11 protein-coding genes are annotated in these 11,976 nt (G+C 33.1%); 5 read left to right on the forward strand and 6 right to left on the reverse strand.

The genetic code is table 11. The features are described 5' to 3' along the window. Positions 1-14: 14 nt before the first annotated feature. Positions 15-674, reverse strand: coding sequence for a CBS domain-containing protein (locus FS85_RS0102345; RefSeq protein WP_010134385.1), 660 nt, complete (start codon positions 672-674; stop codon positions 15-17). Between the two features lie 73 nt (positions 675-747). On the opposite strand from FS85_RS0102345, the gene FS85_RS0102350 reads away from it, so the two are divergent. The 3 genes from FS85_RS0102350 (at position 748) to tig (ending at position 3,678) form a co-directional block, all read left to right on the forward strand. Continuing rightward, positions 748-1,473: a pyridoxine 5'-phosphate synthase gene (locus tag FS85_RS0102350; protein ID WP_010134386.1), complete on the forward strand. Its 726-nt coding sequence runs from the start codon at positions 748-750 to the stop codon at positions 1,471-1,473. Between the two features lie 2 nt (positions 1,474-1,475). After that, positions 1,476-2,240, forward strand: a complete 765-nt coding sequence (locus FS85_RS0102355; protein WP_010134387.1) for an alpha/beta fold hydrolase — start codon at positions 1,476-1,478, stop codon at positions 2,238-2,240. Positions 2,241-2,355: 115 nt separating this feature from the next. Next, on the forward strand, positions 2,356-3,678 hold the full coding sequence (gene tig / locus FS85_RS0102360) for a trigger factor (protein ID WP_010134388.1): 1,323 nt from the start codon (positions 2,356-2,358) through the stop codon (positions 3,676-3,678). A gap of 73 nt (positions 3,679-3,751) precedes the next feature. Here the strand turns inward: tig and FS85_RS0102365 are convergent, their stop codons facing one another. Genes FS85_RS0102365 through FS85_RS0102375 form a run of 3 tightly spaced genes read right to left on the reverse strand, consistent with a single transcriptional unit; the run spans position 3,752 to position 6,319 of the window. Beyond that, a complete protein-coding gene (locus FS85_RS0102365; RefSeq protein ID WP_010134389.1) occupies positions 3,752-4,012 on the reverse strand; it encodes a hypothetical protein in 261 nt (86 codons plus the stop codon). A 56-nt stretch (positions 4,013-4,068) separates the two neighbouring features. Beyond that, positions 4,069-5,601 carry a YifB family Mg chelatase-like AAA ATPase gene (locus tag FS85_RS0102370; RefSeq protein ID WP_010134391.1) on the reverse strand — a complete coding sequence of 511 codons (1,533 nt, stop codon included), beginning with the start codon at positions 5,599-5,601 and terminating at the stop codon, positions 4,069-4,071. Positions 5,602-5,656: 55 nt separating this feature from the next. After that, positions 5,657-6,319 (reverse strand): response regulator transcription factor, encoded by a 663-nt coding sequence (locus tag FS85_RS0102375; protein ID WP_010134393.1) that lies wholly within the window; start codon positions 6,317-6,319, stop codon positions 5,657-5,659. Between the two features lie 177 nt (positions 6,320-6,496). On the opposite strand from FS85_RS0102375, the gene FS85_RS0102380 reads away from it, so the two are divergent. Beyond that, positions 6,497-7,072, forward strand: coding sequence for a DUF4202 domain-containing protein (locus FS85_RS0102380; protein WP_010134394.1), 576 nt, complete (start codon positions 6,497-6,499; stop codon positions 7,070-7,072). Positions 7,073-7,075: 3 nt separating this feature from the next. Next, positions 7,076-8,509, forward strand: coding sequence for a PAS domain-containing sensor histidine kinase (locus FS85_RS16035; protein WP_010134395.1), 1,434 nt, complete (start codon positions 7,076-7,078; stop codon positions 8,507-8,509). On the opposite strand, the gene FS85_RS0102390 is transcribed toward FS85_RS16035, so the two are convergent. Further along, positions 8,506-11,109 carry an AsmA family protein gene (locus FS85_RS0102390; RefSeq protein ID WP_010134396.1) on the reverse strand — a complete coding sequence of 868 codons (2,604 nt, stop codon included), beginning with the start codon at positions 11,107-11,109 and terminating at the stop codon, positions 8,506-8,508. The two genes, FS85_RS16035 and FS85_RS0102390, sit on opposite strands and share 4 nt — an antisense overlap. A 164-nt stretch (positions 11,110-11,273) precedes the next feature. Further along, positions 11,274-11,976: amino acid--tRNA ligase-related protein (locus FS85_RS0102395; protein ID WP_010134397.1), on the reverse strand; the 703-nt coding region annotated here is incomplete at its 5' end.

The raw sequence follows: 11,976 nt of genomic DNA on the forward strand, positions 1-11,976 counted from the left end.
TTTAGGCTGCGAAGTTAAATGTTTAAATATTTTATAAAGTATTCTGAACGTTTTTTTAATCCTTCCAAATATGAATCTTCTGTTAAATTATTGATAATATAATAGTCATACCTTCTAAAGGACTGGATTAACTGATTGATGTTGATAGATTTTACTTTTAAGGTAATTAAAGTGTGTTCCTCTTCTCTTTTAGAAATAAAGCACCCCAGCACCATATTATTGTTAGACTCTACTATTTGACAAATTTCGGACATGGTATATTCTGTTGTCTTTTTTTCTAACAACAAAATATTTCCTTCGGTATTTAAAAAGTCTGTATCCGAAAAATAATCTAACGTGTCATTTAAATCTAAATAACCTATGTACTGCTTGTCCTTGTTTACAATAGGCAACATACTTGTATTGTTTACAGCAAAATTTGAGAATACTTCTAGTAAAATATCCTCTTCTTTAGCAAAAAAGTACTCAAAAAGATAGGCTACTTCTTCAATAGTTAGCTCTTTGTCTTCTATTGTTTTTAGGTCCTCTTTGGGAATATTCCCCAACAATTTTTGTCCTACTACTACCGGAATGTGTGAGTAAGGGATTTCTTCAAAAACAGCCAGAGTTTGTGCTACCGTTTCTTGTAAAGAAATTGTAATATGATCTGTTGATATGTAATCCATTAATTCCATAAACTCAAAATACTAAATTTTATATATAGTTCGGTCTATTTTAAATATTTTTGCCATCATAAAAATACAGAATATGGCCGTATTAAGCGTAAATGTGAATAAAATTGCAACACTAAGAAATTCTAGGGGTGGAGACGTGCCCAACTTAGTACAAGTTGCTAAAGATATTGAGGAATTTGGAGCACAAGGAATTACCATACATCCTAGACCCGATGAAAGACACATACGTTATCAAGATGCTTACGACTTAAAAGAAATTGTTACTACAGAATTAAATATTGAAGGAAATCCTATTCCTAAATTTAAACAACTGGTTTTAGATGTAGTTCCTCATCAAGTAACCTTAGTCCCTGATGCTATAGACAACATTACTTCTAATGCGGGTTGGGACACCATTACCCATCAATCTTTTTTAAAAGATGTGATTGCAGAATTTAAAGAAGCAGGAATAAGAACTTCTATTTTTATAGACACAGGAAATCCTGATTTGATTGAAGCAGCAGCAACTACAGGAGCAGATAGGGTTGAGCTGTATACCGAAAAATACGCTGTAGAATACCAAAAAGGAAACACAAGAGTTATAACCGAATATGCACAAGCGGCTCAACTGGCAAAAAAACTAGGAATGCAAGTAAATGCTGGGCATGATTTGAGCTTAAAAAACATTAACTTTTTTGCCAAAAACATTCCAGAATTAAGCGAAGTTTCTATTGGCCACGCCCTTATTGCCGAGGCCTTATACTATGGTTTGCAAAATGTGATTACAATGTATCAATACAAACTTCAAGACGTACTATAACTATGGAATTACTACACTCTAAAATTCAAGGAATCGGAACACCTTTGATTATATTACACGGATATTTTGGTATGGGAGACAACTGGAAATCTCATGCTAACAAGCTATCCGAAGATTTTGAAGTTCACTTAGTAGACCAACGAAATCATGGACGTAGTTTTCATTCGGAAGCCTTTAACTACGAATTAATGGTAGAAGATTTACACTTTTACTTTGAACAAAAGCAACTAAAAAAAGCCATTGTTTTAGGACATTCCATGGGTGGAAAAACAGCCATGTTATTTGCCGTAGAATACCCAGAATTAGTAGAAAAACTTATTGTTGTAGATATTGCTCCAAAGTATTATCCTCCGCATCACGATACCATTATTAATGCATTAAATACTGTAGATTTCTCCCAGCTAGAACTCCGTTCAGAGGTAGATGATATTTTAAAAGAAAGTATTTCAGAAGAAGGAGTTCGTCAGTTTTTGCTTAAAAATGTATACCGAAAAACAAAGACCCAAATGGACTTTAGATTCAACCTAAAAAGCTTAACAGACAACAACCCAGAAGTTGGAGCCGCACTTCCTTCTTTTACTACATATTCCGGAGAAACATTATTTATAAGAGGTGCTAAATCTAACTATATTTTAGACAATGATATGGCTTTGATTCAAGCACATTTTGAAAAAGCAAAACTAGAAACCGTCCCCAATGCCGGACACTGGTTACATGCAGAAAACCCGACCGATTTTTACAACAAACTGATTGCTTTTCTAAAATAAGCAACAGCTTGTAACAAAGACATTGAGCATGAATTGATTATAGTTTTGTTGATTCGTAAAAAAAAGCCTATTTTTGCACCCAATTTTTTAGAGATTTTAAATTAAATTAAGTCAAATGAACATTACTAAAGAGAATATCGATGCATTAAATGCAGTAGTTAAGGTTGATATTACAGCAGAGGATTATCAAGATAAAGTTACTTCTGTATTAAAAGATTATCGTAAGAAGGCAAATATCCCAGGATTTAGACCAGGACAAGTGCCAATGGGGTTGGTGAAGAAGCAGTACGGAAAATCAGTAATGGTAGATGAAGTAAACAAATTGTTACAAGAGTCTTTAAACAACTATTTGGTTGAAGAAAAATTAGATATTTTAGGAAATCCTCTTCCAAAAATGGACGAAAACTTTAACTGGGATGCTGAAAACTTCTCTTTTGAATTTGAACTAGGATTGGCTCCTGAAATCAATGTTGATTTATCTAAATCAAAAATTACCAAATACAATATTGTTGCCAACGATGAGTTGATTGACAAAGAGGTAGAAAACTTACAAAACCGTTTTGGTGAAGTAATTAACCAAGAAGAAATTGCAGAAAACTCTACCATTAAAGGTGTTTTTACTAACGAAGAAAAAGCAATTGAAAACAAAGCAACTTTTACTTTAGAGGACATTAAAGGTAAAATGAACAACAAAAAGTTTGTAGGTGCTAAAGTAGGGGATGTTTTAGAATTAAAATCTAAAAATCTATTTAACGAAGACATAAAGCTAGCTAGCTCTTTAGGGCTAAAGTTAGAAGAAGTAGAAAATGAAGATGCTTTTCCTTTGACATTTAAAGTAGAAGAAATCAGTTATACAGAACCTGCCGAATTAGATCAAGAACTTTTTGATAAAATTTTTGGAGAAGGTGTTGTTGCTACAGCTAGCGAATTAAGAGACCGAATTAAAGCAGATGCAGAAGGGCAATTTGCACAACAAGCAGACCAACACTTACTAAACGCAGTTACAGAAAACTTAATTGAAAACACATCGTTTGACTTACCAAAAGAGTTTTTAATTAAATGGTTAGGAACTGCTGGTGAAAAACCAATGAACGAAGAAGAAGCAACTGCTGAGTATGACAAGTCTGAAAAAGGATTGCGTTACCAATTGATAGAAGGTAAATTAATGCAAGAAAATGACATTAAAGTTGATTTTCAAGAATTAAAAGATTACGCAATTGGATTTATAAGGCAACAAATGGCACAATACGGACAAACCAACCCTGAAGACAAAGAGTTGGAAGAAATTGCCATGAAAGTTTTACAGAATCAAGACGAAGCAAGAAGATTACAATCTCAATTAATTAGCTCTAAAATGCTAGACTTATTTAAAGAAAAAATTTCTTTTGATGAGAAAGAAGTTACTTACGAAGAATTTGTAAAAGAAGTGTACCAATAAAACAACACTATACACATAAAAAAGCACCAAATCTGTACAGATTTGGTGCTTTTTTTTATAAATAAAGAACAAATCAATCAAAAGCAAAATGTTCATCTAATTTGTTTTCTACCAATTGCTGAACACGATTTACATCAGCATCGTCTTTTACAAAAACGGTTACGTTTTCTTTTACTCGATCTCGGCTTAACGACTCTTGAATCTCTACAAAATCAACACCACATAATTGTTCTAGCAACTCCTTACATTCTACATCACACTTGATGTCATGTACGTATACTTTTATTGTTTGACGTTTAGGACTATTTCTTATTTCGGTTCTAAAGTATTTCATAAGGTTATTATTTTTTTAAAAGTACCTCTTTAAATTACTAAAAAGGAATGATATTGTCAAATCCAATGTTCTCTATCCAAACTACGATACTGGATGGCTTCTGCTATATGATGAGACTTAACATCCTTAGACTGCTCTAAATCAGCAATTGTTCTGGCAACTTTTAAAATTCTGTCATATGCCCTAGCAGATAAATTTAAAGACTCCATTGCTTTTTTTAACAACTCTTTGGTCTCTTGATGCAATTTACAATGCAGCTTGATGTGTTTTACATCCATCTGAGCATTGTAGTGGATGGTATCTTTTTCAAATCTTTTGACTTGAATGTCTCTTGCCTTTTGCACCCTTTTTTTGATTGACTTACTACTTTCAGCTGGTATTTCATTGCTAAGCTTATCAAAAGGAACTGGAGTAACTTCTATATGCAAATCAATCCGATCTAATAACGGTCCCGAAATTTTATTTAAATACTTTTTTACCTCTAACGACGAAGATTGGATCTTATTTTCATCATTAATAAAGTCTCCGCTAGGTGATGGATTCATACTTGCAATTAGCATAAAACTACTAGGATAAGTAATGGTAAACTTGGCTCTAGATATGGTAACTTCTCTATCTTCTAAAGGTTGTCGCATTACTTCTAAAACACTTCTTTTAAACTCCGGAAGTTCATCTAAAAAAAGAACTCCGTTATGAGCCAAAGATATTTCTCCTGGCTGGGGATATTGTCCTCCTCCAACCAAAGCAACATCTGAAACCGTATGATGTGGGGCTCTAAATGGTCTTTCTAAAATAAGTCCTTCTTTGTTTTTTGTATTTCCTGCTACCGAATGGATTTTGGTAGTTTCAATTGCTTCGTTTAAAGTCATTGAAGGTAAGATACTTGGAAGCCTCTTAGCTAACATTGTTTTTCCTGAGCCTGGTGGACCAATCAACAATATATTATGACCTCCCGAAGCAGCAATTTCTAAAGCTCTCTTTACAGACTCTTGCCCTTTTACATCCGTAAAATCAAACGAAAACTGATTGTCTATTTCATCTAAATACTTTTGTGTATCGAAAACTAACGGCTGAAATTCTCTATTACCAGCTAAAAAATCAATTACCTCTACAATATTTTTTAAACCATAGACTTCAAATCCATCAATCAATGCTGCTTCTTTTGCATTTTCTTCTGGAAGTACTATTCCTTTAAACCCTTGTTTCTTTGCTTCTATAGCAATAGGCAACACCCCTTTAATAGGCTGTAAACTTCCGTCTAGAGACAATTCTCCCATCACAATAAAATCTTGCAGTTTGTTAGCATTAACTTGCTTGGAAGCTGCTAAAACCCCCACTGCCAAGGAAACATCGTAAGCAGTTCCTTCTTTTCGCATGTCTGCGGGTGCCATGTTAATGGTAATTTTTTTTCCAGGAAAGTGAAATTGATTGTTTTTTAGAGCTGCGTGTATTCTAAAATTACTTTCTTTTACAGCATTATCTGGCAGTCCTACCAAGTGATATCCAACTCCTTGATCTATATTTACCTCAATGGTAATAACGGTTGCATCTACCCCCAAAAAGGCAGCAGCATATACTTTTTCTAACATAACAATTTTCTTTATCTTTTAAAGATATTAAAAAATGTTAGTTATCAAAAAAACATTAAAACCCTAGCTCTTGTGCTTTTTTAGATAGTTCTACCAAGTTTTTCACATCCAATTTCTTCATTAAATTAAAACGATGTGTTTCTATGGTACGCTTGCTTTTTCCTAGCTTTTCGGCTATTTCTAGATTGGTGTTTCCGTTTAAAATAAATTCTAAAATCTCAGTTTCTTTTTTGGTTAATTTAGACACTTCATTTCTAGAAACAGGTGTGGGTCTTTGTGGTACAGTAGCACCTCCGTTAATTAAACTCTTTACAATGGCATCGGTCGTATCTCCACTAAAGTATTTCCCTCCATTGTATACACTTGTAATTGCTTTTACAAATTCTTCTTTATTGGTATCTTTTAATAAATAACCACTAGCCCCTGCAGAAATCGCTTTTAGAATATACTCTTCAGAATCGTGCATTGACAGGATAATGGATTTTGTTTCTGTGCTTAATTTGGTTAATTCAGAAACAGCATCAATTCCATTCATTACAGGCATGCGGACATCTATAATTAAAATATCAGGCTTTAAGCTTAGCGTCATATCAACACCTTCTTGACCATTAGTTCCTTCACCTACTACGGTAAAATTTGGTTCACTTTCTAAAAGAGAACGCAATCCATTTCTTACCAACAGGTGATCATCTACTAATAATATGTTAATTTGACTCATTTTAATTTTGCTTAGGGTACTAAAAAACAGTGACTAAAAAAATATACGTAAATTTACGACGAATATACGTAAATCTACAACAAAAAATACGTAATTTTTTAGAAGTCTGTATCAATTCTTTTTTTATTCAACATTGTTTTAACGAACTTTGCTTTTTCGCAAACAACTTATACTAGCATGAAATACAATCAAGCCATAGCATTGATGGATGCCCAAAACAAAAAGGATCCTAATCAAGAAAAATACAAAGAACAGGTTTTTCCTAAAGAATATTTGTACGGTCTTAGAATGAGCGAAAAACTAGCAGATTTTATGCCCGATGCTCCAGAGTCTTTAAAATTAGCTGCCAGATGTCAACATATTTGTAGATGGGAAATTCCCAGAGACAGCTATCCTATGGATCGTGTAGGTTATCTAAAATGGCGTAATGAGTTAAAAAAACTACATGCTAGCAAGGCTTCAGAAATTTTGAATTCTGTGGGATACGAACAAGAAATAATTGATGAAGTCCAGTTTTTGTTATTAAAGAAGCAACTAAAAAAGAACGAACTTACTCAGGCCTTAGAAGATGTAATTTGCTTGGTATTTTTAGAGTTCTATTTTGATGATTTTGCTGAAAAACACAGCGAAGAAAAAATAGTAGATATTGTTCAAAAAACTTGGGCAAAAATGTCTGAAAAAGGTCATCAAGCTGCTTTGCAACTGCCTTTTTCTGAAACTGGACTTGCCTTGATTCAAAAAGCACTGGCATAAATTATGGGTTTATTAGACACGTATTTATCAGACAGAGAACGTTCTCTTTTGCAAAAAAGAAGATCTAAAATAGGAGGAGCTTTTTTCTTACTATTTGCTATTGTTATTGTGTTAAGTTATATTATCAATGACCAACTTTCTGAAGAGAATACTGTTTTAATGACCCAAGATGACATCAAAAAACTAAAAATTTATTTGGGGATTTTTTCTTCATTTATTTTAGGTTATTTAGGATGGATTTTATTCCGTTTGATAAAACCCACTTACATTACCTATCTAGATTTGATTACCGATTTATTGGCCATTAAAAATAACATTCACAACACAGACCGACCACTTTCTTCTAGAGAAAACACATTGCTGCGTTTTAGAGAACTGAATTTTGCAGTAAACAATGCTGTCTTATATGCTACCATTACTGATGAAAACAGGATTGCTTACATTAGTAAAAAATTTGAAGAATACCTGGGACACAAAGAAGATTTAACCTTTAGAAAATTTGAAGAAGTCCTTACATACAAACACAACCAACATCACAGAATTCGTAAAATTCTTAATAGTGCTAAAGGAGAATTGGTAAATAAAGAATTGCGACTTACCAATCATCAAGGAGAAGTTATTTGGATGGAAATGTCTATTATCAATATGGATAATATTCGAAATTCTAAACGTAGATTAATTGTTTGTCATGACATTACCCAGAGAAAAGTAGCTGGACTAGAAATCCAAAAAGCCAACAGAAACAAGTTTGTTGCCGAAGTACAATCACAAAAAGATCTTTCACAACAAATTATGACAGCACAAGAAGATGAACGCAAGCGTATTGCTAAAGATATTCATGATGGAATTGGACAAATGCTAACTGCCCTTCGCTTTAACATTGATAGTATAGATTTATCCGATCAGCAAAGAGCAGAACAAAGCTTAGATGCCTTAAAAGAAGTATTTGGTCAGCTAATAAAAGATGTAAGAACGGTTACCTTTAACCTTGCCCCTCCTGAACTTTCAGATCATGGGGTAACTTCTGCCATTAAAAAACTAGCCTTAATGGTAGGAAATTTTACAGGACAAAATGTAATTTTTGATAATACTACAGGTTTTGACAAACGTTTGAAAAAAAATGTGGAAGTAAACATTTACAGAATTGTACAAGAAGCCTTAAACAACGCTCTTAAATATGCCAATTCTGATCATATTCTAATTGCTATAAGCCACACAGAATCTTACCTAAAAATTAAGATTGAAGATCATGGAACAGGATTTGACCCCAATGCTTCTAGCGATAGCTTCAAAGGAACTGGAAACGGACTTAGGTTTATGAAAGAACGCATGGGATTTATTGGTGGTAAACTAAGAATTAGCTCTGAAAAAAATAAAGGAACAACCATACATATAGCTGTTCCTTTAAATTCGCCCGAGGATACAAAGAAAAATTAGTTTCCAAACAATCCTTCTAATATTTTTTTTCCTGCTTTTTTTAAATTGTCTTTAGACGATTTTTCGTTTGCTGTAGTGTCTGTCTCTTTTTTAGTTGAACCTCCCAAAAAATCTTTAATCTTATCTGCAGCTTTTTCTTTTAGCTGCTCTTTTTGATTGTTTAAAGCTGCTTTTGTTAATGAAGTTACTGCCGATTTCATATCGGGTACTACCGTTGGTTTTCCAATTGTTCCTCCTACAGAAACGTTTAAGGGAACTCGTAACTGATCTTGCTCCGCTCCCGATAATTTGCTTACAATACTAGCAGCTTGATTTCCTAAATACTTAGCCGGAAGATCTAACTTTAAGTTATAATTCATCTGATTATCAAAGCTATGAGATCCATCTATTGTAACAGGAATATCTTTTATTTTAAACGTAAATGGCTGTATGTTTACTTTGCTGTTTTTAAAAGTAACTTTGGTTTGTAAATCTTTTAAATCAAACTTATCAAAGTCTAAAAAGTTCATTTTATTTTCAGCCAAAGACAAAAACTTATTCTGACTTGCATCTATTTTGTCTACTTGTAAATTGGCAAAAGCATCTCCTGTTAGCTTAGACAAATCGGGCATAAAATCATTTCCTAGTATTCCGTTAATATCCAATTTGGTATCAAATCGTCCGTTAAATGCTCCTATAACTGGAGCTATTTTTTGCAACATTCCCATGCCTCTAAAAGCACTTGCTATGTCTACTTGTTTTAATTGCATATCAAAATCGTATGCAGTTTTGCTAGGCTTGGTATCTACCGATCCATCTATTGCAATGCTTCCACCAAATACATTTGCATCGGCTTTAGTAAACGTAATTTTTTGATTTTTTAGTATGGCTTTTCCTTTAAAATTGGTTAGCTCCATATTGTCGTAAACTACTTTCTTAGCAGCCACTGTTGCTTCTGCTTCTATATTTTTTGGAAATTTTATTTGTGTAGTCTTCTCAGACTCTTTTGTTGGTTGCGAACTCTTGTCTTCTTTTGTTGCAACAGCTGTAGTATCAGCTTGGTAAAAATCACTCACCTTAAACATGGTTGATTGTACAGACATCTTTCCTTTTAGGCTTGAATCAGAAAATAAATAGCCATATAAATTATCTAAAGTTCCTTGCAAACTTATATCCGAAGTTCCTGTTTTTACTAAGGTTTCATCCAAAGAAACGTTTTTGGTGTTAAAAGTTAATTTGGTCTTTTCTATAGAAATAGGATTTGGAGTAAAGTCAGACCCTAACATTAATTTTTTTAAGACCAATACTCCATTACTTTGTACATTTTGAAACTGTTCTTTTTCTATAGAATTCAAATCAAAAGAGGTGGCAATTGCTGCATTTACAACTCCCTTTAACTCATACTCCAAAGGTGGTATTGGATAAGCATTTTTTACGTTTGCCAAATCTATCTGCCCTTTTATATTGGCTTTAATTTTAGGGTTAGATTCCAATTGTGTTACTGTTAAATTTGCCTTAAAAACATCTTTTAAAATCTGAAAACCAAAATCTTTTATTTCTACCTTGGTATCATCAAGCTTTCCTGTTGTATTGGTTATATGAGTGTCTAAATTGATGTTTTGGATGGTGTTGGGCAAATCTGGATATTTAACACTAGCATTTTGTGTTTTAACCACAAGATCTAATGTTGGAATGGTTTTGTTGGAGTAAACTCCTTTTACTTTTCCTTTTAAATCTAAAGCTCCCGTGGTGCTTACCTTAGGAAAGTCTGTTGTGTAAGCATTGGGTATTAAAGACAATAAACTTTTAAACTTTGATTGTTCCGAAGCAAACGTAACATCTAAATCGTACTGGTTTTCTAACAGCGTAAAAACACCATCGAACAACAAATGTAAATCGTTTATATGCAACACATTGTCTTTAAATGTTAGTTGTAAATCTTTGCTATAATCAACCCCAACTTTTGCATCGTATTTAAGTTGCAAATCTTTTAAATACGCAACTTCATTCATCATTAACGAAATTGCTTTGGCTTTTGTATGAGTATCTAGCTGCAATACATTTTTAGACAAGTCTCCAGACCCTGTATGGTTAAAATCTACCACCTTTGCACTCATATTTCCTGTTTCATCTACATAAGTTATGTTGATGTTTTCCAAACTATAATCTTGAATAGCCATCGAAAATGGAGCAGTTTCTGAACTTGTTTCCTTAGTAATTTTGGTTTCTGAAGGAATGGCAATATCGTAGTTCGCTACGCTGTCTTTATTTATTTTGATGTTGGCATACACCTCCGAAACTTTAATGCTGTTTACCTTGGGCGTTTTTAGCAAACTCATCAAACTAAGGTTGATGTACGTATGCCCTACCGAAGCTAAAGTATCGCCTAAAAAAGGAGCTTTGTTTACTACCGATAGTTTTTGTACATCTACAGAAACATTCGGAAAACTTCGGAATAAAGAAACGGAAACCGCATCAAAATTAACAGTAGCATTGACATTTTTGTTGATTTGAGCTTTAACTATTTCTTCTATTTTTCCTTGAAATAACATCGGAATCAGCAATAGCAGCAACAAAAGCACTGCCAAAGTAATTCCTGTAATTTTGATTATTTTTTTCATAAATCGATTTTGTTTTTTTCTTAATTTAAAGATAGGCATTGCTGTATATAAAGCAACGGGCTCTTGTTTATTATATTGCTATTTTTTTGAAAACACAAAAGTTTAGACACAAAAAAACAGGCTACAAAAATATAGCCTGCTTGTTATTTATATAAGTAATGGAATTATGCCAATGTTACAAACAAACCTTCATCAGTTTTGTTTACATTAGCCAAATCTTTACCTGTAAGTCCTTTAATCGTTTTGTCCCACTTTTTATTAGACAAACCAGATTGTGTTTTTAAATCTGCCAAAGCAATTTTTTCTGCTTTTTGAAGTAACTCAAACACCGCTTTTTCATCTTCATTTAATTCTACAGTTGGAGCTTTTTTCTCTGGTCTCATTTGCGGAAAGAACAATACTTCTTGTATAGATTGATTGTTGGTTAAATACATCACCAAACGATCCATTCCTATTCCTAAACCAGAGGTTGGTGGCATTCCGTATTCTAAAGCTCTTAAAAAGTCTTCATCAATAAAGTTCGATGCTTCATCATCTCCTCTTTCGGCTAATTTTAATTGTGCTTCAAAACGTTCTCTTTGATCAATAGGGTCATTTAATTCAGAATAAGCGTTGGCTACTTCTTTACCACAAATCATCAACTCAAAACGTTCTGTTAATTCAGGATTGTCTCTGTGCTCCTTACACAATGGAGACATCTCCTTAGGGTAATCTGTAATGAATGTTGGCTGAATATAGTTTCCTTCACATTTTTCTCCAAAAATCTCATCAATCAATTTTCCTTTCCCCATGGAATCATCTACCTCTATTCCTAAATCTTTACAAGCTGCACGCAATTCTTCTTCGTTTTTACCGGTAATATCAAAA

It is taken from the genome of Ochrovirga pacifica, assembly GCF_000220525.1.
In the GTDB taxonomy this organism is placed as follows: domain Bacteria; phylum Bacteroidota; class Bacteroidia; order Flavobacteriales; family Flavobacteriaceae; genus Ochrovirga; species Ochrovirga pacifica.